Here is a 24,476-nt window from a genome sequence, read left to right on the forward strand (position 1 = left end):
TGTCAACGCCAAACGGGCTCCACCCGCGAATAGTCCCAGGTGTGGTTCCCCTTCATGCCCGGCCGGACGACGCAGCACGTGATGACGGACGCGATGATTTTTCGCCTCTCATCGAGTGGCAACTCACCGGCACGCCAGCGCCGGTGCACATTCTCCGACGGCCGCGCCTGCCCCGCAGCTTCGGAGAACACGAGCCTTTCAAGCACGTCGTCGGCCAAGGGCCCACTGATGCTGCACCGCACGCAGTCACGGCAGGCATAGGTGTAGGGGCTCCTCCTGCTTTTCGCCCTCTGGCCGCACAACGGGCCGTGGCACACCGTGCCATCGTGGCGTTCGGCTCCGCACCGAAGGATGCCACCGGCAAGGTAGCGGGGAGCGGCTCTCTTCCCATGGAGCCTCGGTGCCCCACTGCCTCTGTGCATATACAGGCTGCCTGCGGAAAACGTCGAACACACCGCCTGCCACCGGTCCGGCGTGACGATGGGTTCCCACCGACCGAGCACCGGCTGCCCTGTCTCCGGAACCAGCAGCAGTTCCCCCCTGTTCGCTCGGTAACCGCAGACCCTCGGCGCCGTCATGATCTGCGTGACCGTTGCAGCGTTGGGCCTGCCGCCTCGGGTTCCGGTCACACCGAGGTCGCGCCATTCGTGTGCGATGGCACGGACGGCTTTCCCGCCCACCCGGTCACCGACGGCCTTCTCGATCAGTGTCGCCTCAACGGGATGCACGGTGATCCGGTCCTCCTGCCACCCGAACGGCCGCGGCCCGTTGTGCGGCACACCTTCCACAGCGCGAGCCCAGTGCCAGTCCGCCAGGCGTCGGCTCCTGACCCGCGTTTCCGCGACCGCCGCGTCCAGTGATCGCAACGCCTCCAGTAATCCCTCCTGCGCGTACGGATCCCGGACACCCCGCGGGTCGACGTAGATCCGCCCCGGCCGACTGGTCAACGCGGTGAAGAAGCGGGCGAGGTCCTCCGCGCGGCGGTACAACCGGTCGTCGGCGACACAGACGACCCCTGCGATCCGCTGTCCGTCATCCGTGCACCCGCGTGCGAGGTCCGCGAGCAGGCGGTCGAATTCAGGTCTTGCCGCTCCCGCCTTCGACGCGCTACGGCCGTTGTCGCCGTACACGGCAACCACCGCGCAGCCGTTCTGATGCGCAGCCCGTTCATTGATCCGCAACTGATAGCGCACACCGTGGCCATCACCCTGCCGAAAGTCCTCCGACGTACGTGCGTACGACGCAACCGGGATCGATCCCGTCGGCTCATCCACCTCAAGGTTGCTCACACTGCCTCCGTTCGACAATCTGCCCGACCGTCATAAAAACGATCGAGTGATTCAAAGGTCACCGAACCGATGCCGTTGATCGCCGCCCTCTCGCGTTCAGGCCCCTTACGAAGGACACTTGACAGCCAAGGAGTTGCTGCTGGAGGGGGACGCGAAATGCGGGACAGCCATCGGGCGGAGGCCGAACGGCTGTTGGTGCGGGCCGTGGAGGAGGAGGTCCGGCGGTCCGGCGGACGGACCGCCGGGAACGTACTGCTGTCACGGGCACGGGCCTCGCTGGACACCATGGCGCAGACGGCCGCCGAGGAGTACGAGGCCTACACGAAGGCGACGGACGAGGCCGAGGCGGGCCGGCTGACCTTCGGGCAGCGCTACGCGCGCGAGGGCGCCGGAACTCCCCTGCTGGTGGCGGCCGTCGCCGCCCTCGCGGCCGCCGTGGCGGACCTGGCACTCGGCGCCGGCACGGGCACGGCCATGGCCGCAGGCGCGATCGTCGGCGTCGCGGGCGCCGCGACCACGGTGGCGAAGGTGACGGCCTCCCACCTGCCGGCCGCGAGCCGCCGGGCGGGAGCCCTCGGCCAGCCCGGCGGCCCCGAACAGCTGCGCCTGACCTGGCTGACCGCCCTGGAGGTCCGCGGGATCCGCCCCTTCTTCGACCAGCAGCGCGTGTACAACGCCGCCACCGGGGCGAAGAAGGGCGCGCCCCAGTTGCGGCGTACGGACAAGAGCGCGGCGGCCCGGCGGCGCAGCGTCCTGGAGCAGTCGTTCGGGCAACTCCCGGAGCCGGTCGGGCCGTTCGCGGGCCGCCGCCAGGAGTTGCAGCGGATCACGCAGTGGGTGCACGCGGCCCGCGCGAGCACCGAGACCCGGCCGACGGTGGTCGTCCTGCACGGCGCGCCGGGTTCCGGCCGCAGCACCCTCGCCGTCCGCGCGGCGCACGAGCTGAAGGATCAGTTCCGCGGCGCGTGCGTGGTGGACCTGCGGGGCGACAGCGCGGAGGAGTCACCGCTGACCACCCGCGACGCGCTGCTCCACCTGCTGAACCGGCTGGGCGCACCCCGCGAACAGCTCCTGTTCCGTGAGCGTTCCTCGCAGGATCAGCAGGTCAGGCGGCTCGCCGAGCTGTACCACCAGCATCTGACCGGCCTGGCGGTGACGATCGTGCTGGACGACGCGAGCGACCTGGAGCAGGTGCGCACGCTCGTGCCGGAGCGCTCCGACAGCCTGGTCGTCGTCACCGCCCGGAAGCCCCTGGACCTGCCTGCCGACCTGCCCGCCTGGGTGCACCAGCTCGCGGTGGAACCGCTGGCCGCGCCGGGCGCCGAGGAACTGCTGAAGGCGTCCGCCCAGGACGCGTCGGCCCCGTACGACGCCGAAGCCGCGGACGAGATCCGGGAGTTGTGCGGCGGGCTGCCCCTGGCGCTGCGTGTCGCCGGCTCGTCCCTCGGCCCGCGTACACCGCGCCGGCTGGCCACCGATCTGGCGGCGTACGGTCCGGTCGAGCCGGTCGAACGGGTCCTGTGGCTGCGCTACACGGACCAGCCGGACCCGGCGAGGCGGCTGCTGCGGCGGCTCGCCCTGGCGGGCCGCGCCTCGCTGGGGGCCGCCGCCGCGGCGGCCCTGCTCGCGACGGACGAGGCGGAGGCGACCCGTCATCTGGAGGCCCTGTCCCGCGCGGGTCTGATCGACCACGTCCGCGGCAGCCGCTACCGCCTGCACGATCTCGTACGGGCCTTCGCGCAGGCCCGTCTCCTCGACGAGGAGGACCCGGCCGAGCGCACGGCCGCGCAGGAACGTCTCATCGTGAACTACGGCGAGCTGGCCGACTCGGTGATCCGCCTGGTCGACGGCAAGACGTCCACGCGCGCGGACACGTCTTTCCAATCGAGCACGGTCGGGCCGCACGGCTTCACCTCGCTGGACGCGGCCCTGCGCTGGCTGGACGACGAGTCGAGCTTCATCACGGCGGCACTGCGGCACGCGGAGGGCGTCAACCAGGCGGCGGTGCTCAACCTCCTGGGCGCCCTGTGCGACTACTGCCTGCTGCGCGGCGACCTCTACCGGCTGGGTGAGATCAGCGAGTTGACGCAGGCCGTCGACCAGGGGCTGCTGGTCCGCTCGGTCCAGTGGCGCACGGGCATCGCGGCCCGTCAGCTCGGCGAACTCGACAAGGCCCGTACGACCCTGACGTCGGTGGTCGACCTCTACTTCGAGGCCCATCACGACGCGGGCGCCGCACGGGCGTTGTGTTCGCTCGGCATCACCCTCCACCACCAGGGCAACCTCACCGAGGCCGCCGTGAAGCTCCAGGAGGCCCTGGACCTGCAGGCCTCCCCCGCCCTCGCGGCGGACCGTGCCTGGACGATGCACGCGCTGGCGGCCGTGGAGCGCGACCGGGCGAGGCTGGGCGAGGCGCTCGACCTCCTCACCCGGGCCCTGGACCTGCACCGCGAGGGCGAGTCCGTGCACGGCGAGGCATGGGCGCACTACCAGCTCGGCCAACTGGGCCTGCGGATGGGCGACGTACCGCGCGCCGAGTCCGAACTGCGCGACGCCCTCGACCTGTACGGGCGTACGCGCGACGCCCGCGGCGAGGCCTGGGCGCTGACCCAGCTGGCCCGGGCCCGGCTCGTCGACGGCGACCCGTCGGCCGCCGTGGACGGTCTGCGCCAGGCGGCCTCCCGCCACCGCGAGAACGAGGACGCCCGCGGCGAGGCCTGGACGGTGTACTACCTGGGCCAGTCACTGGAGGAGACGGGCAACCTCGACCAGGCGGTCCGTGAACTGGAGCGGTCCCGGACGATGTTCTCCCGCATCCGCGACGTCTACGGCCTGGCCTGCGCCCGCCACCACTCGGCCCGGGTGACCCGCGACCAGCGCGCCGCGCAGACCGGCTCACTGCGCAACTCCGGCTTCGCCCGCCAGCTCCTGGTCGACGCGCGCGCCGACTTCCAGCGGATCGGCGTCGCCCACGGCGAGGCCTGGACCTGCCTGGAACTGGCGGTGGTCGACGCGGGCAACGCCCGTACGCAGTCGGCCCTGGCCCTGTGCGACGAGGCGACCGCGCTCTTCGCGTCCTACGGCGACCGCCGCGGCGAGGACTGGGCCCGCTTCCTGCGCTGCACCCTCCTGCCGTACGCGTCCCCCGGCGGCGTCGAGGTGGGCACCGCCGTGGCCCAGGAGGAACTGTCCCAGCTCTCCCGCACCGGCCACCCGTCCCGCGACGGAAAACTGGACGACTACATCGAGGCGTACCAGCTCCTCCTGGAGCGAGGAGCCGACCTGGAGGCCGGCTGGCAGGCCTGGCGCCTGGGAATGGTCCCGAACCGGCATGCGCGAGAGGTGATGGGGGTGACGGTCTCGGCGGGACGGGCGTGACAGCGCCGTGCCCGAAGGGGCCCCGCGGCGTCCTGCGGATGTGACTGATCCGGCGATGCCTCCCGGGCATCACCGGATCAGGACGCCGACGCGGTCGTCATCACGGTCGTGATCGCGGTCGCGTCCGGGGCTCAGCCCTTCGCAGGCGAAGCCGTCCCCCCGGAACCGGAACCGCTGCCGGAGCCGGTCGAGGTGGATGTCGCCTTCCCGGCGGGTTCCGCCTTCGGGTCGGCGTCCTCCTTGAAGTCGACCCTCGTCAGCTGCCGGTTCATGCTCTTCATCAGGCCCCATACCGCCAGGGCCATCACCGCGAAGACGATGAAGCCGAGGACACCGGGGGTGACCTTGTTCTCGTCGACCTCCTTGGCGAGGGGGACGAGGTGCGTCAGTGCCAGGCTTGCGCTCATATCAGGCATTGTCGCGGATGCCCGCGAAGAGGTCGTCCTCGGGGAGGGATGTGTCGACGAGGGACTTCGCCAGCTCGTACTCCTCCGTCGGCCAGACCTCCTTCTGGAGCTCCATCGGGACGCGGAACCAGCCGCCCTCGGGGTCGATCTGCGTGGCGTGCGCGATGAGGGCCTTGTCGCGGATCTCGTAGAAGTCCGCGCACGGGACATGCGTCGTCAGCGTGCGCTCGGCGCGCTCGAACTCGTCCCACCGCTTGAGCCAGTCCCCGTACGGCGACTCCAGGCCCCGGTCCAGCAGGGCGTGGTGCAGCGCCTCGGTGCGCGGTCGGTTGAAGCCCTGGTTGTAGTAGAGCTTCTGCGACCGGAAGGCCGGGCCGAACTCCGACTCCGGGTACTTCTCGGTGTCGGCCGCGCCCTCGAACGCCACCATCGAGATCTTGTGGGTCATGATGTGGTCGGGGTGCGGATAGCCGCCGTTCTCGTCGTAGGTGGTGATCACCTGCGGGCGGAACGAGCGGATCTTGCGGACCAGCTCACCGGCGGCCTTGTCGACGTCCTCCAGGGCGAAGCACCCCTCGGGCAGCGGCGGCAGCGGGTCGCCCTCGGGCAGGCCCGAGTCGACGAAGCCCAGCCACTCCTGCTTGACGCCGAGGATCTCGCGGGCCTCGTCCATCTCCTTCTTGCGCACCTCGTGGATGTGCTCCTCGACGTACTTGTCGCCCTGCAGCTTGGGGTTGAGAATGGAGCCGCGCTCCCCGCCCGTGCAGGTCACGACCAGCACGTCCACCCCCTCGGACACGTACTTCGCCATGGTGGCCGCGCCCTTCGACGACTCGTCGTCGGGGTGGGCGTGCACGGCCATCAGTCGCAGCTGGTCAGTCAAGACTCAATCCTCAGTAAGTCGGCGCCCCAGTGTGAAACGGCGCGATCGGCCCTCCTATAGTGACCGAACCGGCGGGCGAAAAATTCCGGGCCCCGGCCCGGCGGACCCGCCCCGGAAAGGACGATCATGAGTACGGTGCAGCTGCCCGAGGGCCGCTACGGTCGCTCCGCGGACGCGCGCGCCGACCGCAGACTCAAGATCATCGGTTCCGTGCTCGGGGCGGCCCTGCTCGCACTGATCGGCTATTTCGCCTTCCACTACGTGGCCGGCAACAAGATCAGTGCCGAGGTCATCAGTTTCGACGCCTCCGGTTCCGCCGTGAAGGTGCATCTTGAGGTCCGTAAGGACTCGGGCGTGACGGGCTACTGCACGATCCGCTCCCAGGCCGAGGACGGCGCCGAGGTCGGCCGCGCGGACTTCCGGTTCGACCAGGACGCGTCCCGTGTCGACAAGGTCCTCACGCTGCGCACGACGGCTCCCGGCACGACCGCGGAACTCCTCGGCTGCCACGCGGACTGAGCCTCGGGACGCGTTCACCGCCGCCCCTGCCCCACCGTGCGAGCCGTGCGCCTCCCCGGCCACACCGGACCACACGCGACACTGACGGATGTCACTCCCGACGCCTCCGCACTGACCTGCGTGGACGCAATTCTGATGGCTTATGTCCTCCCCCTTCGGCCCGTGAATTGTTAGGCTCGTGGTTTCGCCCACCCGAGAAGGAACATTCTTCTGGGTAGGGCGATGCTTTGTATTCCCAGTACCTACGAGGAGCACCTGTGACCCAGACCAGCGAGAACGTCACCTGGCTGACCCAGGAGGCGTACAACCAGCTCAAGGCCGAGCTGGAGCACCTGTCTGGTCCTGCGCGCGCGGAGATCACGGCCAAGATCGCGGCCGCGCGCGAGGAGGGCGATCTGCGTGAGAACGGCGGGTACCACGCGGCCAAGGAGGAGCAGGGCAAGCAGGAGCTCCGGGTGCGCCAGCTGACCCAGCTCCTGGAGAACGCCAAGGTGGGCGAGGCTCCGTCGGCCGGTGGTGCGGTCGCGCCCGGCATGGTCGTCACCATCGCCTTCGACGGCGACGAGGACGACACGCTCACCTTCCTGCTCGCCTCGCGCGAATACGCGAGCTCCGACATCGAGACGTACTCGCCGCAGTCCCCGCTGGGCTCCGGTGTGAACGGCAAGAAGATCGGCGAGGACGCCCAGTACGAGCTGCCGAACGGCAAGCTCGCCTCGGTGAAGGTCCTCGAAGCCAAGCCGTACGCCGCCTGACCCCGTCCCCGGCGTCGCCCTGGCGAGCCCCCGGTGCCTGCGCGCCGGGGGCTTCTGCGTGCCCGGCCGCCGGGGGCTCCCCCGTGCCTGCCCGAACGGGCCCGCTCAGCCGTCCGCCTTGCGGTACTTGCGTACCGCCAGGGTGCGGAAGGCGACGATGATCAGCACGGACCAGATCACCGAGGCCCAGACGGGATGCTGCATGGGCCAGGCGCTGGACTCCACCACGCCCGGGTTGCCGAACAGCACGCGGCACGCCTGCACCGTGGCACTGAACGGGTTCCACTCGGCTATGTGCCGCAGCCAGGGAGTCATCTGGCTGGAGTCCACGAAGGCGTTCGAGATGAACGTCACCGGGAACAGCCAGATGATCCCGCCCGAGGTCGCCGCCTCGGGGGTGCGCACGGACAGGCCGATCAGGGCGCCGATCCAGGTGAACGCGTATCCCAGGAGGAGCAGCAGACCGAAGGCGGCCAGTACCCTGGCCGCGTTGGTCGGCTCCGCGGAACCGGTGCGCCAGCCCACGAGCAGTGCGACGACCGCGAGGACGAGCAGGGTGATGGCCGTCTGTACGAGGTCGGCGACGGTCCGGCCGGTCAGCACCGCGCCGCGGGCCATCGGCAGGGAGCGGAAGCGGTCGACGAGCCCCTTCTGCATGTCGTCCGCGATACCGGCGGCCGATCCCGCCGTGGCGAACGTGACGGTCTGCGCGAAGATGCCCGCCATCAGGAAGTTCTTGTAGACGTCCGGGTCGGTGGTGCTCCCGATCTGCATCGAGCCGCCGAAGACGTACGTGAACATGACCACGAACATCACTGGCTGGATGATCCCGAACAGGATCATCTCGGGGATCCGGGTCATGCGGATCAGGTTGCGTTTGGCGACGACCAGGGAGTCCCGGACGGACTGCCCGAGGGAGCCTCCCGGGGCCGGGGCCGGGGCCACGCTTCGCGCGGCATCGGTGACGGCGCTCACTTGTCGGCCTCCTTCTTGCGCTTGGATCCCTTGGACCTCTTGAGCCCTTCGGTGTCGGCGCTCTCGCCGTTCTCCGCGTCCTTCTGCTCGGCGAGGTGGCCGGTCAGGGACAGGAACACGTCGTCGAGCGTGGGGCGGCGCAGACCGATGTCGTCGATCTCTATGCCGCGGGCGTCCAGCTCACGGATGACCTCCGCGAGGAGCTTCGCGCCGCCGGAGACGGGCACGGTGAGCCGGCGGGTGTGGTCCTCGACGGTGGTCTCGCCCTTGCCGAAGCCCCGCAGGACCTCGGCCGCTGTCGCGATGTGCTCGCGGTCGTGCACCACGACCTCCACGCGCTCGCCGCCGGTACGGGCCTTGAGCTGGTCGGAGGTGCCGCGGGCGATGACCTTGCCGTGGTCGACGACGCAGATGTCGTGGGCGAGGTGGTCGGCCTCTTCGAGGTACTGGGTGGTCAGCAGCAGCGTCGTACCGCCGGAGACCAGCTGCTTGATGACCTCCCACAGCTGCTGGCGGTTGCGCGGGTCGAGGCCGGTCGTCGGCTCGTCCATGAACATGACCGGCGGCGAGACGACGAGCGCCGCCGCGAGGTCGAGCCGACGGCGCATACCGCCGGAGTACGTCTTCGCCGTCCGGTCGGCGGCCTCGGTGAGGTTGAACTGCTCCAGCAGCTCGACCGCGCGGACCTTCGCCTGCTTGGCCCTCATCTGGTAGAGCTGGCCGACCATGTGGAGGTTCTCACGGCCTGTCAGATACTCGTCGACCGCGGCGAACTGGCCGGACAGACCGATCGAGCGCCGTACCTCGTTCGGGTGCTTCAGTACGTCGATGCCCGCGACGACCGCTTTGCCGCTGTCGGGCCGGAGCAGGGTGGTGAGGCAGCGGACGGCGGTGGTCTTGCCCGCGCCGTTCGGTCCGAGCAGGCCGAGGACCGTGCCCTCCGGGACATCGAGATCGACGCCGTCCAGAGCCCTTACGTCGCCGAAGGTCTTCACCAGGCCTTCGGCGTAGATGGCTCCTGGCATGTGAGTCTCCCAAGTGGTTGGGGATTCTGTGAAAAGTGATGAGTGGGCGACTATTTTCGCCCGCTTTGCGTCTCGGGGCGAGTGAATATCGCACCTCGCCCCCGGCGGCATGTGAGGAGAGACACACCATAACGCGATGTATCGCGTTTCCTCAAGTGATTTTCCCGGCCCGGTTTTCCATGCGTTTCTCCCCCGCCGCGCGCGCTCGCCGCGCCCCCGTCACGCGCCCCCGTCACACACTCGTCGCGCTCCCCCGCCCGGCCTCAGTCGATGACCGTGTAGCCCGCCCGCCGCAGTGCCGAGTTCACCTCGGCGCAGTGCTCAGGCCCCTTCGTCTCCAGGTGCAGCTCGACCTCCACCTCCGTGAGCCCGAGCCGGGGATCGGTCCGTACGTGACTCACATCGAGGACGTTAGCGTCCACCACTGACAACACCCCGAGAAGCGTGGCCAGGGCCCCGGGCCGGTCCGTCAGGCGCAGTGTGACCGCGAGGTAGCGGCCGTTCGCGGCCATGCCGTGCCGCAGGATGCGCTGCATCAGCAGCGGATCGACGTTTCCGCCGGACAGCAGCGCGACGACCGGGCCCTCGAAGGCGTCCGGCTCGCTCATGATCGCCGCGACCGGGCTCGCGCCGGCCGGTTCGACGACCAGTTTGGCCCGCTCCAGGCAGAGGAGGAGCGCGCTGGACAGGGCGTCCTCGGACACCGTGCGGATCTCGTCCACCAGGTCGCCGATGATCCGGAACGGCACGTCCCCGGGCCGCCCGACCTTGATGCCGTCGGCCATCGTCGCCGGATTCTCGACCGACACGGGGCGCCCGGCCGCCAGCGAGGGCGGGTACGCGGCCGCGCCGGCCGCCTGCACGCCCACGATCCGCACGTCCGGCCGCAGTGCCTTCACCGCGACCGCGATGCCCGCGGCGAGCCCGCCACCGCCGATCCCCACGACGATCGTGCGTACCTCGGGGCACTGTTCCAGGATCTCCAGGCCCACCGTGCCCTGCCCGGCGATGATGTCGGGGTGGTCGAAGGGATGGATGAAGACGGCGCCCGTCTCCGCCGCGTACTCCTGCGCGGCGGCCAGCGTCTCGTCCACCACCGTGCCGTGCGTCCGCACCTCGGCGCCGTAGTGCATGGTCGCCGCGACCTTCGGCAGGGGGGCGCCCGACGGCATGAACACCGTGGAGTGCACCCCGAGCAGCGAGGAGGCCAGGGCCACACCCTGCGCGTGGTTGCCCGCGCTGGCCGCGACCACTCCCGCCGCCCGTTCCTCGGGGAGGAGCCCGGCGATCCGCACGTACGCGCCGCGCAGTTTGAACGAACCGGTGCGCTGGAGGTTCTCGCACTTGAGGTGGACCGGCGCGCCCACCAGGCCGGACAGGTGCCTGCTGCCCTCCATGGCGGTCATCCGTGCCACGCCGGAGAGCATCTTCTGGGCGCCGCGCACATCGTCGAGGGTCACCGGCGGCAAGGGGTCGGCCGTGCGATAGCTCATGACCGTCAGTCTCGCAGTTCACACCGCACCCCACCGTCCGTGACCAACGTCCGAGACCGGTTTGCCCAGCGCCCGTACGGCCCGCCCCCCGTCCGCGTACTCTGTCCCCCAACCCAAGCCAGCCCCACGCATGAATAGAGCCCCCGGCCATGCCCACAACACCTGGAATGTCGATGGACATGACGACCGTCGGTGACACCGGTCTTCTCGAAACGCTGCAGCACGAGGTCGCGGTGTTCGCCCGCCGTGCCGAACAGACCCGGCTCGGCGGGGTCGGCCAGGTGCGCAACTCGATGGACCGCGCCGCCTACCTGCTGCTCAACCGCCTTGACAAGGAAGGCCCGATGGGCGTCAAGGCGCTCGCCGCGAGCATGGGGATCGACTCGTCGACGGTCACCCGGCAGGTGGCCCCGCTGGTCGACACCGGCCTCGTCAAGCGCACCTCCCACCCGGAGGACGGGCGGGCCGTGGTGCTCCAGCTGTCGCCGCGCGGACTCTCCCGTCTGGACGAAGTGCGTTCCTCCAGGCGCCAGTTGATGGCGGAACTGACCCAGGAGTGGTCACCCGAGGAGCGCGAGGCCTTCTGCACGCTGCTCACGCGCTTCAACACCGCTCTCTCCACCCGCATGGCCGCGTCGCCGTCCGCGGAGGCACCGGCAACCTCCTGACCGCCCGTACGCCGCCCACCGCCCGCCACCGCTCCGGGCCACACCGGCCGGATCCGGGCGTACCGTCTCGTGCCGGCCTCTTGACCAGGGGCCCGCGCCTGGCCTCATATGAAGTCGGGTCCCGGCGTACGCGACCGTTCACGGCGTACGTCTCCAGGGCCCGCTTTTCCCACGGGGAGGCGCGGTGCGAGAGCGGCAGGCGTCCCGGAACGCCCGCCGTGCCCGGGAGTTCGAGGCGTTCGTCGCGGGCGCGGCAGGGCGGTTGCTGCATGCCGCCACACTGCTCACCGCGGAGCCCCCGGACGACAACCCGCGCGCGCGGCGCCTGCTCACCGCGTCCCTGGCCCACACGTACGCCGTCTGGGACCGTCTGCACGGCGAGGACCCGTACGACCGGACCCGGCAGTATCTGGCGGTGCGCTTCGCGCGCGGGGCCTGGCACCAGTACGGCGGCCTCGGCCGGCCGTATCCCCGTGGCCGCCCCGACAGCGCCCTGCGCCACCTCACCCCTCAGGAACGGCTGATCCTCGTGCTGCGCATGTACGAGGGCGTCGCCGAGGAACAGGCCGCCGCGCTGCTGGGGCTGCCCACGGAACGCGTACGGGCGATCTGCGCCCGCGCCATGGCAACGCTCCTGCATCCGCCCCGGCAGGCCGCCCCGCCGGTCGCGAAAGTGGTGCCTTCATGAGCCCCGTCAACCGCAGGGAGGCCGATGTCCGGCGCATTCTGGAGGAACCGCAGCCGCCCGTACCGCCGGATCTGTACACGGAGGCCGTCCGCAGGGGCGGGCGCATGCTGCGCCGCCGGACGTTCGCCCGGCGGCTGATGTGGCTGGTGCTGCTCGCGGCGACCGTGGCCCTCGTGGTGTGGCTGTCGGTCGCCCAGCCGTGGGTGGAGCCGCCGTCGGAGACGACTCCACCGCTGACCGGCTGGTGAAAGGTCCGGCGGGCGGCCTCTGCGGGGCAGCAGCCTCTGAAAGGCCGCCTGGGACCTCGACCGGGCCTGTCGGGCTACGCGAGGGCCTGCTTGAGGTCCTCAAGGAGGTCGTCGATGTTCTCGATGCCCACGGAGAGGCGTACGAGATCGGCGGGGACCTCAAGGAGGGACCCGGCCACGGACGCGTGCGTCATCCGCCCCGGGTGCTCGATCAGGGACTCGACGCCGCCCAGGGACTCGCCCAGGGTGAACACCTTGGCGCGGTTGCAGACCTCGACGGCCGCCTCCTCGCCGCCCTCGACCTGGAAGGAGACCATGCCGCCGAACGACCGCATCTGCTTGGCGGCGGTCTCGTGACCGGGGTGCTCCGGAAGGCCGGGGTACAGGACGCGCGTCACGCGCGCGTGCCGGGTGAGCATCTCGGCGACCTTGCCGGCGTTCTCGCTGTGCCGGTCCATCCTGACGGCGAGCGTCTTGATGCCGCGCAGCACCAGCCAGGCGTCCATCGGGCCGGCGACCGCGCCCATCGCGTTCTGGTGGTAGGCCAGCTCCTCGCCGAGCGCCTGGTCGGCGACCACGAGGGCGCCGCCGACGACGTCGGAGTGGCCGCCCATGTACTTGGTCAGCGAGTGCACGACGACGTCCGCGCCGAGCGCGAGCGGCTGCTGGAGGTAGGGGCTCGCGAAGGTGTTGTCGACGACCAGCTTCGCGCCGGCCTCCCGTGCGACGTGCGAGAGCGCGGCGATGTCGGTGATGCCGAGGAGCGGGTTGGAGGGCGTCTCCACCCAGACCGCCTTGGTCTTCGGGGTGATGGCGGCCCGTACGGCCGCGGGGTCGCTGGTGTCGGCGACCGACCACTCCACCCCCCACCGCGAGACGACCTTCGCGAAGAGGCGGAACGTACCGCCGTACGCGTCGTTGGGGATGACCACGTGGTCGCCGGGACTGAGCAGCGTACGCAGCAGGCAGTCCTCGGCCGCCAGTCCGGACGCGAACGCGAGCCCGCGGCTGCCGCTCTCCAGGGCGGCGAGGTTCTCCTCAAGCGCGGTCCTGGTCGGGTTGGCGCTGCGGCTGTACTCGTAGCCGCCGCGCAGACCGCCGACGCCGTCCTGCTTGTAGGTCGAGACCTGGTAGATCGGCGGGACGACCGCGCCGGTGAGGGGATCGGCGGTGTTGCCCGCGTGGATCGCCACGGTTTCGAAGTGCTGACTGATGTGCCTGTCGCTCATGGGCACCGAGGGTAGTGCGCCCGCGGGCATGATGACGGCGGACGTCCACCTCCTGGCCCGAGCCCGTCGCCGGGGTTCCTGGTGGAACCGCCCCCTCCGGCCTCCCTCCGGCCTCCCTCCGGCCTTTCTCCGGCCTTTCTCCGGCCTTTCTCCGGCCTTCGACGAAGGTTTTCCACAGGAGCCGCCGCCCTGGTTGGCCAATTGTCGGACGCGTCTGGTTCGCTTGTGGCATGGAGATTCTCTGGGTCCTGATAGCGCTGGTCATGATCGGATTCGTTGTCGGACCGATCGTGTCGCGCAGGCGTGCCGGTGGTATCCAGCAGGTCGCCCCCGGCGACCCGGACGCCGCGGACCCGGCGAACTACGGTTTCCTTCGGCAGGAGGAGCTGGACATCCGCATGCCCGGCCCCGACCAGGACCTGCTGGAGGTCCTCGACCTGGTGCAGCGCAGCCAGGACCACCGCGCCGCGTCGCAGCTCCTCGCCGGTACGGAGGCGGAGGGCGAGCGGCGCTGGCAGCGCGTCCAGGCCTTCGCGGGGGCCGCGTCGCTGGAACTGCAGCAGCGCCCCGGCGGGGTGAGCGACAACCCCGGCGGGCAGTGGCTGCGGGTGTGGCGGGCCGAGCAGCCCAAGGACGCGGGCGGCGCGGCGGTGCACGCGGAGTTCCTGGTGCAGCAGGCGTGGCGTACGTCGTCACCGGGGACGGACGAGTTCCGGATCATCATGGAGGAGGCGCGGTCGGCCTGCGGTGACGCGGCGCTGCTGGCTCCGGGCGACCCGATCCCGTACATCATCGAGCTCTCCGTGGCCCGCGGGCTCGCCTATTCGCAGCCGGAGTTCGAGAAGCTCTGGCTGAAGATCCTGGACCGGGATCCCGCGCACATGGGGGCGCATCTGGCGGCGCTGCACTACTGGTGCGAGAAGTGGCACGGCTCGCGGGAGACGGCCTACTCGTTCGCGGAGGCGGCCGCGGCGCGCGCTCCCCGGGGTTCCCTGCTCGCCGCCATGCCGCTCTTCGCGGTCTTCGAGCACCTTCCCGAGGTGAACCTCGTCAGCAGCTTCTACCAGAGCGAGGTCGTGACGAAGGCGGTCCACGGCGCGCTCTTCGCGGTCCACGCGGCCCGCCCGGACGACCCGATGCTCGCCCATGTCCGCCATCTGCTCGTCTTCTTCCTGGTACGCGGCGAGCGCTGGGCGGAGTCGATGAACCAGCTGGTGCATGTCGACGGCCACGTGGGCGCCCTGCCCTGGACCCTGACGCCCGACCCGGCGGCGGACTACGCGGTGTACCGGGCCCTGTCGGTGGCGGGCTACGAGGCGAACGGGGGGAGCCCGGCGACGCTGCCGCACTGAGCGCGGCCCGGGCCCGCCCGAACTGGGGGGCTTTCCGCCCCGGCGAAAATGGGTGGCCGCCCGAACCGGCCGCCCCCACGCTGTACGCCATGGAAGAACCGCAACACAGGATCCGCGCGGCGCACTCGGAATCCACGATCACCGTCTACCAGGCCTACTCCCCGGAGATCGGCCTGCCCGCCGTCCGCGACGGGCGTTTCCCGGCGATGTGGAAGCGGGACAGGATGACGTGGATCAAGCCGTCGTTCCTGTGGATGATGTACCGCTGTGGGTGGGGCGCCAAGGAAGGGCAGGAGGTCGTTCTCGCTGTCGAGATCGAGCGGGAGGGTTTCGAGTGGGCGCTGCGCCACGCCTGTCTGTCGGGTTACGCGCGCGGGGTCCACCCGGATCGTGCCGCATGGCAGCGTCGGTTGAAGCGCGCGCCGACTCGTGTGCAGTGGGACCCCGAGCGGGACCTGCGCCTCCAGCCCCTGCCGTACCGGTCCCTGCAGCTCGGCCTCTCCGGTGAGGCCGCACGGCGTTACGCGGACGAGTGGACGGTCGCGATCCGCGACGTGACTCCGCTCGCCCGTGAGATCCACGCACTCGTCAGCGGCGGAGACCTCGACTCGGCGGCACGGCTGCTGCCCCAGGAGCGTCCCTACCCGGTCGGAGAGGAGCTTCTTGCCCAGCTGGGTGAGTGAAGGGAACGCTCGCCCGTCCCCACGAGGCCCCGCGTCCACGCGAACAGGCCCGTCGGTCACAGGTGGTGTGACCGACGGGCCCCTGGCGGTCAGCCTTCCGCGCGGGCCGGCAGGCGCCACCCCGGGCGGGGGAAGTGGCAGGTGTAGCCGTCCGGGTAACGCTGCAGGTAGTCCTGGTGCTCGGGCTCGGCCTCCCAGAAGGGGCCGACCGGCTCCACCTCGGTGACGACCTCGCCCGGCCACAGACCGGAGGCGTTCACGTCCGCGATCGTGTCCTCGGCGATCCGCTTCTGCTCGTCGTCCACGTAGTAGATCGCCGAGCGGTAGCTGAGCCCCAGGTCGTTGCCCTGGCGGTTCTTGGTGCTCGGGTCGTGGATCTGGAAGAAGAACTCCAGGATCGTACGGAAATCGGTCCCCGCGGGGTCGAAAAGGATCTCGATGGCCTCCGCGTGCGTCCCGTGGTTACGGTACGTCGCGTTCGGCACGTCGCCCCCGGTGTATCCGACCCGGGTCGCCGTCACGCCGGGGAGTCGGCGGATCAGGTCCTCCATCCCCCAGAAGCATCCGCCCGCCAGCACGGCCCTCTGTGTCTGCGCAACCATTGCGGCCCCTTCCAAATGTCAGTCAGCTCGGTCACTCGGGCCGCTCGGCTCGCTCACCACCGGCTTCCATGCCCACTCCCCTCAACGCACGAGGGTTCCGGCCGATTCCGTACCCGGCCGAACGGGGGCAGGGACCCCCGGATGTCGTACGGGAGTCCCTGCCCCTGTCCAGCCCCTCTTCAGCCCCTTTTCAGCTCTCAGCCTCAGTCGGCGCTGCTTCAGGCCGTCACGCGGTGGGCTTGTAGAAGGTGTACGTGGCGGAGTACGGGACGCCGACCTGCTCGGTGCCGGTGCAGGCGGCGGTGGGGGCCACGCCGCCGTCGGTGGCGAGGCGCTGGATGTAGGAGACGTCGGCGAAGACGCCGGCGCCGCGGGTGGCGGTGGACTTGAGCAGCAGCTCGGGGATGGTGCCGGTCTTGGGCGAGGTGGCGACGGCGGCGGCGTTCACGGCACTGCCGTCCACCGTGGACACCCAGACGGGTCCGCGGGAGTGCAGGGCCACCGGGCGGTGGTGGCGGTCGCCCTTCACCGACAGGGTGGCGGCGGGCTCCAGCAGCTTCCAGGCACCGTCGGTACAGGTGTACGTCTGGACGCCGGTGGCGGCGAAGACACCGGTGAGCCGGTTGCCGTCCGGGACCTTCAGCGCGTCGGGAACGCCGACGCCGACCCGTACGGGCTGCGAGACCGCGGCCTGGTCGGCCGACGCGCCGGAGAGCGTGCCGGCGGTCACGGCGGCGAGTGCCGCGGTGGTGAGGACAAGTCGCTTGGCGAGCTTCATCGGATGCGTCTCCAGAGATCCAGAAAACCAGAAATGATGTCTGTACGAGGTCACGGGCGCGGGAGCGGCAGCGGGAGTGGCAGCGGACGGGCACGCGGATTCGGATGCGGGCGCGAACACGGCCGCCTGCACCGGCACGGGCACGGGCACCGGCACCGGCACCGCACGGACACCGACGCCGTTCCGCCGTGCGGGGACCATCGCCGGGGCGACGGCCCGGGCCGCCCAGCTGAGCGCGGGCGCGCAGCACGTGACGGAGCAAGGAGTATCACCGGCCCCGTACCGCCTGGCGAGGGCCTGGGGGGCATACGGCCGGTCACGTCACGGCGGTCCCGGCGGACACCCCGCATGCCCCGTCACCTCCTCAAGAGACCTTGGGTATCGCGGAGTTGGGGTCCACGCCCGCGAACGCGAGACCTATGACGAAGCCCGCGACCTCCTCCAACTGGCGGACCCGGTCCAGCGACCCCAGAGTCGCCGGGGCTCCGCCGACGTCGCTCACCAGGTCGCCGACGACCCGCAGGGCCGCCGGCTCGTCGCCGCACATCGCCACGGTCGGACGGGGCCGGCCGTCGTCGGCGGGGGCCGTCCACAGTCCGGCGGGGAAGAGATGGAACGCCTTCACCACATGAGCGCCCGGTGCGAGCCCGGCGATCCGCGTCGCCATCGACTCGCCGTGTCCGGTGAGCAGATCGCCGACACCGTGCGCGACGGCGTTCGTCGGGTCGATCAGGGGCGTGCCCGCGAGGACGCCCTCGGCCGCGCCCGCCAGTCCCAGCATGTCCTCGACGCCGTCCCACGACACGGCGAGGAGTACGGCGTCGCGGTCCGTGGCCGCCTCCCGCGGGGTGCCGGCGAACGCCCCCCGACCCAGGCGCCCCAACCGTCCGGCGAGCTTGTCCGCCTTGGCCTGCGACCGTCCGCCGATCCACACCTCGTGCCCCGCCCGGATCCAGCCCTCGCCCAGGGCCGCCGCCAGTGTTCCCGTTCCCAGGATCCCGATACGCATCGTCGCCGCCTCACAAACCGCTGTCCGCTGCTGTCAGTTGCGTAGTCACGGTAGGGAGCCCGTCGCGCACCGATCGGTGCGCGACCGACGCGCGATGATGGCGGAGAGGGCCGGCGGAAAGGCGGGGGAAGCGGACATGGCCGACGACGACGCGCACTGCTACGAGCTGGTCGCCGACTGCCGGCTGCGTGCCGGCGCCGATCTGTTCGCGCACACCTGGGACCCCGTCGTCCTGGCGGCCCTGCGCGCGGGACCGTGCCGGCGCCGTGATCTGCGGGCCGCGATCGGCGGCATCAGCGACAAGGTGCTGACCGACACACTGCGCCGCCTCCTCGCCAACGGTCTGATCGGCCGCCGGGCCCATGCCGAGGCGCCGCCGCGCGTCGAGTACGCCCTGACCGCGCTGGGGCGGAGCCTGGTCGAGGGCCCCATGACGGCGCTCGGCCGCTGGGTCACCGAGCACGGCGACGAACTCCTCGAAGCCCAGGAGGCTGGGGAAGCGGAGGGGGCTGTGGAAGCGGAGGCAGTCGAGGAGGCCGGGGAAGCCGAGGCAGCCGGGGAAGCCGGAGCAGCCGGAGCAGCCCGAAGGTCGCGGTAGGTCGGCGGGTTACTCCACCTCTATGCCGTGGTCCCGGACGAGTTCCGTCAGGCCCCCGGTGTAGCCCTTGCCGCCGAGGACGAAGTCCCAGTCGCCGCCCGCCCGTCGGCGGAAGGAGCCGAGCACCAGCGCGGTCTCGCGCGGTCGCCCGTCGGAGACCTCCAGCTGTCCCAGTTCGGACATCTCCGGGTCGAGCAGCCGGATACGGGCGTCGGTGAACCCGGAGAGGTCGGCGTCCGGATCGGCCTCGGGGTCGACCGCGGCCACGAGGACGAACCGGTCCGCCCGCTCCGGCAGCCCGTCGAAGGACACGCAGATCGCGGCCTTGTCGGACCCGGTGGCGGGCAGGGTGCGCACCGAACCGTCGGGCGTCCGCGGGTTGTTGAAGAAGACGAAGTGCTCGTCGCTGAGGACGCGGTTGCCGGCGCAGACGAGCGCGCACACGTCCAGGGCCACGTTCCCGGACCACGACATGCCGAGGACGTTGTAGTCGTCGGGCAGCCGGTCGCCGGTGTCCGGCGGCGCCCCCGCCGCCGCCGTGCTCGCCGCACCCGCCGACCGCGTGCCGCCACCGCTCACCCGGTCACCCGCCCGGTCGCCCTCCCCCAGCCGCCCCCGCAGCCCGTGCCGGTGCAGCAGGTCGACGAGCTGGGGGCCGGAGACGAGTTCCAGCGGTTTGCCGTTGGCGAAGGTGTGCGAGCCGGGGCCGAAGCCCGAAGTCGTCACCAGGACACCCTTGTTGGCCCCGGCGTCCTGCACGGTCCCGTACAGGTCTCGTACGGCGGTGGGCGGCACGGTGTTGCGGTACCGCTTGACCTGTACGACGATCTTGCCGCCCCGGATCGGTGCCGGGTCCAGCGCGTCGACGTCCACGCCGCCGTCGCCGGAGCGCTGGGTCGTCACCGCCTGCATCCCCATGGCCCGGAAGAGTTCGGCGACGAGGTTCTCGAAGGCGATGGGGTCCATGGCGTACAGGTCGGGTTCCTCGTCGCCGCCGTGGGCGACGACACGGTTGCCGACGTCCTGCGGCCGACGCCCCGTCCGTACCGGTGTGAGCTGGTCCGGCCGGGCCGAGAGCTGTCCCCGCAGCGCGTCGGACAGGCAGCTGCCCGCGTCCACCTGTGCGAGGTGCAGGTCGCGGAACGACGAGCGGGAGGCCATGACGGTCGCGAGGAAGATCTGGCCCGGCCTGCCCGTGGTCGGGTCGTGTCCGTCCACGAACCCGTTCAGGGTCACCGCTTCGAGTGCGCCCAGTTCATCCGCGGCGAAGAGTTCGTGCAGGACGAGCAGCATGCACTGCGCGAGAACGTCCCGGTACAGCGCCCGCCGCCGGCTCACGGGCTGCGGGGTCTCCTTGTCCTGGTCGGTCCCGGCCACGTACCGGACGGATTTGACCTCGGGGACGATGCCGAAGCCGGGCAGCTCCCAGTCCAGCACCAGTTCCCGGGCCGCCGGGTCGTAGGCCGCCGCGACCTGGCGCGGCAGGTCCTCCGGCCACGCCGTCGAGGCGTAGAGAGCGGCGGAGAAATACTCGATCACCGCGTCGGGATCCAGCCGCCGGACGCCGTCGGTCACCTCGGCGACGCTCGCGTTGTGGCGGCGTACGTCGGCCAGCTGGGCGTCGGCCCACTGCTGGTACTGCCGCTGGTAGGCGGCCAGTTGCTGCTGCCGGTGCGCCTCGGCGGCCTGGGCGGCGTGCCAGTCGTGCTCGAAGCGCGCCCGGGCCTCGGCCTGCGCCTGGGCCCGGCGGTTCGCGGTCCAGCCGCTCTGCACCTGGTACCGGCCGGCGTCCGGCATGCGGACCGGCTGGGCCAGCGGTCCCGGCGCGAAGGGCTCGACCGCCTCGGGCCGCAGGAGCGAGGCGGCCCTGAAGGGAGGCGTCCGACAGCCTGCGGCGAGCAGGCCCTGCAACGAGGCGACCTGCGCGTCCAGTTCGTCGGTACGGCGCTGTGCCTCGGCCTGCCGGTACTGGCGGTGGTTCTGGGCCGCTCGGCGCTGGTAGGCGAGCGTCTGCTGTTCCGCGCGCCTGCGCTGCCTGGCTTCGACTTCCAGCTGGCGCTGCTGCTGCCGTTGCACTTCAGCCCACACGCCGACAAAACCGGTAGAGCGACGAGACATGCGCTGCAGGCCCTCCCCAGGACACAGGACAATGGCAGCCGAAAAGCACATCGTAGGCGTGCCGGCTGCCCCGCCTACTCCCGCGTCCCGCTTCCGTAGGGCCGGGTGAGGATCTCCAGGCTGTGGCCGTTCGGGTCCTCGAAGTACGTGCCGCGACCGCCGTCGTTCGTGTTGATCTCGCTGACACGGCGGTGGTACGGGTCCGCCCAGTAGGTGAGACCCGCGTCCTGGACACGGGCGAAGATCGTGTCGAAGTCGTCCTCGGAGACCAGGAAGGCGTAGTGCTGGGGCGGGATGGAGCCGACGGCGTCCATGTAGTCGAGGGTCACCCCGTTCGGGATCCGCACGGGGATGAAGGGCCCGTACGCGGGACTCACCTCCAGGCCCAGGATGTCGGCGAGAAAGCGGGCGGACGTCTTCTTGTCATGGGCGGCGACGATCGTATGGTTCAGCTCGACGGTCATCGTACGGACCTCCTCGGTTCGCCGGCTGCTCGGCACGTTCCATGCTCCCGTACACATCAACGCCGGGGCCCGTACCTGTACGACAGTGCCCCCACCGGAATATCCCGATGGGGGCACATAGGGGCGCGGAGAACAGCGCAGTCTCTTGCTTTTAGGGGCGCGGGGAACTGCGCGACCAGCCACAGCGGACCCGCAGAGGACAACGCACCCCAGCGGAGCTAGATCGTGGCCGCGTCGATCACGAACCGGTACCGCACATCACTCGCGAGCACCCGCTCGTACGCCTCGTTGATCTCAGCCGCAGAGATCAGCTCGATCTCCGCCCCGAACCCGTGCTCCGCACAGAAGTCCAGCATCTCCTGCGTCTCCCGAATCCCCCCGATCCCGGACCCCGCAAGCGTCTTGCGCCCACCGATCACGGAGAACAGGTTCAGGGAAACAGGCTCCTCGGGCGCGCCCACGTTCACGAACGCGCCGTCGGTCCGCAGCAGCGACAGGAACTTGTCCAGGTCCAGCGGAGCGGAAACGGTCGAGAGGATCAGATCGAACGACCCCCGCAGCTCCTCGAAGGTCTGCGGGTCACTGGTCGCGTAGTAGTGGTCGGCGCCCAGCTTCAGCCCGTCGTCCTTCTTGCGGAGCGACTGCGAGAGCACGGTCACCTCGGCGCCGAGCGCGTGCGCGATCTTGACGCCCATGTGCCCGAGGCCGCCCATGCCGAGGATCGCGACCTTCTTGCCGGGCCCGGCGTTCCAGTGCTTGAGCGGGGAGTACGTGGTGATGCCGGCGCACAGCAGCGGCGCGGCCTCGTCCAGGGCGATGCCTTCGGGGATACGGACGGTGAAGGCCTCGTCGACCACGATGTGGGTCGAGTAGCCGCCGTAGGTGTTCTCGCCGCTGCGGTCGACGGCGTTGTACGTGCCGGTGTTGCCCTCGACGCAGTACTGCTCAAGGCCGGCCTTGCAGTTCTCGCACTCGCGGCAGGAGTCGACCATGCAGCCGACACCGACGCGGTCGCCGACGGCGAACTTGGTGACACCGGAGCCGACCTCGGTGACGACACCGGCGATCTCGTGCCCGGGGACCATCGGGAAGATGGCCTCGCCCCAGCCCTCACGGGCCTGATGGATGTCGGAGTGACAGATGCCGGCGAACTTGATCTCGATGAGGACGTCCTGCTCGCCGACCGGGCGACGCTCGATGGTGGTGCGCTCCAGCGGAGCCTTGGCGGCGGGGGCGGCGTATGCGGCGACAGTGGTCATGCGGAGGGTTCTCCTAAGGAGTGGATCCGTGCCCGGCCTGCCTTCCGGCCGGGTACGGCGTCCAGCCTGCCCCCTTTGCCGTCCTTCACCCAGACCACGGTGTTTCGTACGTCCACTGGTCCTACTACTGGCGGGGGCAGGCTCGTATGCGTACGACCGTGTAGCAGCGTGAATACTGGACGTATGGACGAACAGGCCTCTCAGGAGCCCACCGGCGGGACCGGACAGGAGCCGGGACGGCCGCTGGACCGGCGCGCCGAGCTCAGCGAGTTCCTGCGCACCCGCCGGGCCCGGCTGAAGCCGGAGGACGTGGGGCTGCCGGACTTCGGGCGGCACCGCCGGGTGCCGGGGCTGCGCCGCGAGGAGCTGGCGCAGCTGGCCGGGGTGTCCGTGGCGTACTACACCCGCCTTGAGCAGGGCAACGGCCGGAACGTGTCGGCGGAGGTGCTCGACGCGATCGCGCGCGCCCTGCGGCTGAGCGGCGCCGAGCACGCGCATCTGACGCATCTCGCGAAGCCCAAGCAGCACAAGAAGAAGGTGTCGGCCCGGCCGCAGCAGGTGCGGGTGGCGATGCGGCAGCTGATCGACACGTTCGACAGTGTGCCCGCGTACGTCGTGGGGCGGCGCTCGGACATCCTCGTGTGGAACCGGATGAGCGCGGCGGTCTTCGGGGACTGGGCCCAGCTGCCGGCGCAGGAGCGGAACTGGGCGCGGATGGTGTTCCTGCGGCCCGAGTACCGCGAGCTGTTCGTGGAGTGGGAACAGAAGGCGTCCGACATGGTGAGTTTTCTGCGGATGGACGCGGGGTGCCATCCGGACGATCCGCGGTTGTCGGCTCTCGTCGGGGAGCTGTCCGTGAAGAGCGAGGAGTTCCGGCGGCTCTGGGCGACGCATGACGTCAAGGAGAAGAGTCATGGGGTGAAGCGGCTGCATCACCCTCTGGTGGGTGAGCTGACGCTCTCCTTCGAGACGTTCAAGCTCGTCGACGACGAGGAGCTGTCGATGGTGACGTATCACCCGGAGCCGGGGTCCGCCTCTGCCGAGGCGCTGCGCTTGCTCGCGAGCTGGGGTACGGACGCGGTGCGGGCGGGCACGTCGGCGCCGAGGCAATAGCCTTTTCCCTCGCCCCCGCCGCCCCTACCCGTCCCGTCCCGCACTCAGGGGCTCCGCCCCCGAACCCCCGCTCCTCAAACGCCGGAGAGGCTGAAAACCTCCTAGGGGCGCGGGGAACTGCGCGGCCGGCCCCCACCGGACCCGCAGCCGGAATCGCCCCCTCAGGCCCCGGCCCGGTACGGCGGAGCCGAACCCCAGGACCATTGCGGGACCGGCTGCTCGGCCGGCGGTGTCGCGTCCGGGCCTGAGAAGTACACGGCCAACCGCGTCCCCCACTCCGCGTAAGCGAGAAACGCGGACCGGAACTCCGCGTCCGAAGGCAGCCCCGCCTCGTCCGCCGCGTCCTGCAGCAGGTTCACCCACCGCCGCCGCTGCACCTCGGTGATCCCCTTCCCCAGGTGCTTGGCGACCATGTGTCCGTGCCCTCCCTGCGTCTCGGAGTACACGGGCGGCCCCCCGAAGACCTCCCCGAACCAGGAGGCCACATGCGCCGCGTGCTCGGCGGCGAGCCCTTCGAAGACGGGGGCCAGGACGTCGTCCTTGAGGACCTTGTCGTAGAACACCTCGGTGAGGCGCGCGAAGGCTTCGGTACCCCCGGCCCAGGCGAACAGCGTGGGCACGGCCGCCCCCGTCCCCCGTACCGTCGTCGGCTTGTAGTGGCGTGTCTCCTCCACGAACCCGGTGAAGGGGCCGATCTCGGCGACGAAGTCGGTGAACAGCTCGGACTCGCGGAACCCCTCGACATGGTCCTCGGTGGACGTCCAGGTGATCCGGAGCACGTAGTGCTGGAAGTCCTCCTCGCTGCGGGCCAGCTCGTAGTCGACGCACTGCGGGGCCGCCGCGAGGTGCGAGGCGGCCCGGGAGTACGCGGCGAGGAACAGCGCCGACTGCTCCTCGGGGATGAGGTACCTGATGTATTCAACGGTGTGCGCGGTCATGTCCT

24 protein-coding genes are annotated in these 24,476 nt (G+C 70.7%); 10 read left to right on the forward strand and 14 right to left on the reverse strand.

All coding sequences use genetic code 11. The features are described 5' to 3' along the window. Positions 1-2 precede the first annotated feature (2 nt). The gene (locus C6Y14_RS31690) at positions 3-1,289 is read right to left on the reverse strand and encodes a recombinase family protein (protein ID WP_159074343.1); all 1,287 of its coding nucleotides are present in this window, start codon (positions 1,287-1,289) and stop codon (positions 3-5) included. A 156-nt stretch (positions 1,290-1,445) separates the two neighbouring features. Here C6Y14_RS31690 and C6Y14_RS31695 point away from each other — a divergent pair, with 156 nt between their 5' ends. Beyond that, on the forward strand, positions 1,446-4,667 hold the full coding sequence (locus C6Y14_RS31695) for a tetratricopeptide repeat protein (protein WP_107020306.1): 3,222 nt from the start codon (positions 1,446-1,448) through the stop codon (positions 4,665-4,667). Positions 4,668-4,798: 131 nt separating this feature from the next. Here the strand turns inward: C6Y14_RS31695 and C6Y14_RS31700 are convergent, their stop codons facing one another. Then, positions 4,799-5,074 carry a hypothetical protein gene (locus tag C6Y14_RS31700; RefSeq protein WP_107020307.1) on the reverse strand — a complete coding sequence of 92 codons (276 nt, stop codon included), beginning with the start codon at positions 5,072-5,074 and terminating at the stop codon, positions 4,799-4,801. A 1-nt stretch (position 5,075) separates the two neighbouring features. Continuing rightward, complete coding sequence (mca, locus tag C6Y14_RS31705) at positions 5,076-5,936, reverse strand: mycothiol conjugate amidase Mca (RefSeq protein WP_199854937.1); 861 nt, start codon at positions 5,934-5,936, stop codon at positions 5,076-5,078. A 147-nt stretch (positions 5,937-6,083) separates the two neighbouring features. On the opposite strand from mca, the gene C6Y14_RS31710 reads away from it, so the two are divergent. Next, positions 6,084-6,476, forward strand: a complete 393-nt coding sequence (locus C6Y14_RS31710) for a DUF4307 domain-containing protein (protein WP_107020309.1) — start codon at positions 6,084-6,086, stop codon at positions 6,474-6,476. A 257-nt stretch (positions 6,477-6,733) separates the two neighbouring features. Next, the gene (greA, locus tag C6Y14_RS31715) at positions 6,734-7,231 is read left to right on the forward strand and encodes a transcription elongation factor GreA (RefSeq protein ID WP_107020310.1); all 498 of its coding nucleotides are present in this window, start codon (positions 6,734-6,736) and stop codon (positions 7,229-7,231) included. A 105-nt stretch (positions 7,232-7,336) separates the two neighbouring features. Here the strand turns inward: greA and C6Y14_RS31720 are convergent, their stop codons facing one another. From C6Y14_RS31720 to ilvA, 3 genes are all read right to left on the reverse strand, one after another. Continuing rightward, positions 7,337-8,206, reverse strand: coding sequence for an ABC transporter permease (locus tag C6Y14_RS31720; protein ID WP_107020311.1), 870 nt, complete (start codon positions 8,204-8,206; stop codon positions 7,337-7,339). Then, positions 8,203-9,231: an ATP-binding cassette domain-containing protein gene (locus C6Y14_RS31725; protein ID WP_107020312.1), complete on the reverse strand. Its 1,029-nt coding sequence runs from the start codon at positions 9,229-9,231 to the stop codon at positions 8,203-8,205. Before C6Y14_RS31725 ends, C6Y14_RS31720 begins: the two co-directional genes overlap by 4 nt. Before the next feature lie 263 nt (positions 9,232-9,494). Continuing rightward, positions 9,495-10,724, reverse strand: coding sequence for a threonine ammonia-lyase (gene ilvA / locus C6Y14_RS31730; protein ID WP_107020313.1), 1,230 nt, complete (start codon positions 10,722-10,724; stop codon positions 9,495-9,497). Between the two features lie 167 nt (positions 10,725-10,891). On the opposite strand from ilvA, the gene C6Y14_RS31735 reads away from it, so the two are divergent. The 3 genes from C6Y14_RS31735 to C6Y14_RS31745 all read left to right on the forward strand — a co-directional run bounded on the left by C6Y14_RS31735 (position 10,892) and on the right by C6Y14_RS31745 (position 12,328). Continuing rightward, positions 10,892-11,392, forward strand: coding sequence for a MarR family winged helix-turn-helix transcriptional regulator (locus C6Y14_RS31735; RefSeq protein WP_199854938.1), 501 nt, complete (start codon positions 10,892-10,894; stop codon positions 11,390-11,392). A gap of 184 nt (positions 11,393-11,576) precedes the next feature. Further along, positions 11,577-12,080, forward strand: coding sequence for a sigma factor-like helix-turn-helix DNA-binding protein (locus C6Y14_RS31740; RefSeq protein ID WP_107020314.1), 504 nt, complete (start codon positions 11,577-11,579; stop codon positions 12,078-12,080). Continuing rightward, complete coding sequence (locus tag C6Y14_RS31745; RefSeq protein WP_107020315.1) at positions 12,077-12,328, forward strand: hypothetical protein; 252 nt, start codon at positions 12,077-12,079, stop codon at positions 12,326-12,328. Before C6Y14_RS31740 ends, C6Y14_RS31745 begins: the two co-directional genes overlap by 4 nt. 74 nt (positions 12,329-12,402) lie before the next feature. Here the strand turns inward: C6Y14_RS31745 and C6Y14_RS31750 are convergent, their stop codons facing one another. Further along, the gene (locus C6Y14_RS31750) at positions 12,403-13,557 is read right to left on the reverse strand and encodes a cystathionine gamma-synthase (protein ID WP_107020394.1); all 1,155 of its coding nucleotides are present in this window, start codon (positions 13,555-13,557) and stop codon (positions 12,403-12,405) included. A gap of 230 nt (positions 13,558-13,787) precedes the next feature. Between C6Y14_RS31750 and C6Y14_RS31755 the strand changes: the two genes are divergently transcribed. Together C6Y14_RS31755 and C6Y14_RS31760 are read left to right on the forward strand one after the other, a co-directional pair. Continuing rightward, on the forward strand, positions 13,788-14,909 hold the full coding sequence (locus C6Y14_RS31755; protein ID WP_107020316.1) for a hypothetical protein: 1,122 nt from the start codon (positions 13,788-13,790) through the stop codon (positions 14,907-14,909). Between the two features lie 89 nt (positions 14,910-14,998). Then, complete coding sequence (locus C6Y14_RS31760; protein WP_107020317.1) at positions 14,999-15,592, forward strand: DUF4291 domain-containing protein; 594 nt, start codon at positions 14,999-15,001, stop codon at positions 15,590-15,592. An 89-nt stretch (positions 15,593-15,681) separates the two neighbouring features. On the opposite strand, the gene msrA is transcribed toward C6Y14_RS31760, so the two are convergent. From msrA to C6Y14_RS31775, 3 genes are all read right to left on the reverse strand, one after another. Then, positions 15,682-16,194, reverse strand: a complete 513-nt coding sequence (msrA, locus tag C6Y14_RS31765; protein WP_107020318.1) for a peptide-methionine (S)-S-oxide reductase MsrA — start codon at positions 16,192-16,194, stop codon at positions 15,682-15,684. A gap of 226 nt (positions 16,195-16,420) precedes the next feature. After that, the gene (locus C6Y14_RS31770; protein WP_107020319.1) at positions 16,421-16,972 is read right to left on the reverse strand and encodes a DUF3455 domain-containing protein; all 552 of its coding nucleotides are present in this window, start codon (positions 16,970-16,972) and stop codon (positions 16,421-16,423) included. Between the two features lie 364 nt (positions 16,973-17,336). Next, a complete protein-coding gene (locus C6Y14_RS31775; RefSeq protein ID WP_107020320.1) occupies positions 17,337-17,981 on the reverse strand; it encodes an NADPH-dependent F420 reductase in 645 nt (214 codons plus the stop codon). A 136-nt stretch (positions 17,982-18,117) separates the two neighbouring features. Here C6Y14_RS31775 and C6Y14_RS31780 point away from each other — a divergent pair, with 136 nt between their 5' ends. Next, positions 18,118-18,579, forward strand: coding sequence for a winged helix-turn-helix transcriptional regulator (locus tag C6Y14_RS31780; RefSeq protein ID WP_107020321.1), 462 nt, complete (start codon positions 18,118-18,120; stop codon positions 18,577-18,579). 9 nt (positions 18,580-18,588) lie between these two features. On the opposite strand, the gene C6Y14_RS31785 is transcribed toward C6Y14_RS31780, so the two are convergent. The 3 genes from C6Y14_RS31785 to C6Y14_RS31795 all read right to left on the reverse strand — a co-directional run bounded on the left by C6Y14_RS31785 (position 18,589) and on the right by C6Y14_RS31795 (position 22,420). After that, complete coding sequence (locus C6Y14_RS31785; RefSeq protein WP_199854934.1) at positions 18,589-20,697, reverse strand: restriction endonuclease; 2,109 nt, start codon at positions 20,695-20,697, stop codon at positions 18,589-18,591. Positions 20,698-20,771: 74 nt separating this feature from the next. Continuing rightward, the gene (locus tag C6Y14_RS31790) at positions 20,772-21,161 is read right to left on the reverse strand and encodes a VOC family protein (protein ID WP_107020323.1); all 390 of its coding nucleotides are present in this window, start codon (positions 21,159-21,161) and stop codon (positions 20,772-20,774) included. Between the two features lie 218 nt (positions 21,162-21,379). Continuing rightward, the gene (locus C6Y14_RS31795; protein WP_107020324.1) at positions 21,380-22,420 is read right to left on the reverse strand and encodes an NAD(P)-dependent alcohol dehydrogenase; all 1,041 of its coding nucleotides are present in this window, start codon (positions 22,418-22,420) and stop codon (positions 21,380-21,382) included. A 183-nt stretch (positions 22,421-22,603) separates the two neighbouring features. On the opposite strand from C6Y14_RS31795, the gene C6Y14_RS31800 reads away from it, so the two are divergent. Beyond that, a complete protein-coding gene (locus C6Y14_RS31800) occupies positions 22,604-23,533 on the forward strand; it encodes a helix-turn-helix transcriptional regulator (protein WP_107020325.1) in 930 nt (309 codons plus the stop codon). A 161-nt stretch (positions 23,534-23,694) separates the two neighbouring features. On the opposite strand, the gene C6Y14_RS31805 is transcribed toward C6Y14_RS31800, so the two are convergent. Next, complete coding sequence (locus C6Y14_RS31805) at positions 23,695-24,471, reverse strand: globin domain-containing protein (protein ID WP_107020326.1); 777 nt, start codon at positions 24,469-24,471, stop codon at positions 23,695-23,697. Positions 24,472-24,476 lie beyond the last annotated feature (5 nt).

It is taken from the genome of Streptomyces dioscori (genome assembly GCF_003024195.1).
In the GTDB taxonomy this organism is placed as follows: domain Bacteria; phylum Actinomycetota; class Actinomycetes; order Streptomycetales; family Streptomycetaceae; genus Streptomyces; species Streptomyces dioscori.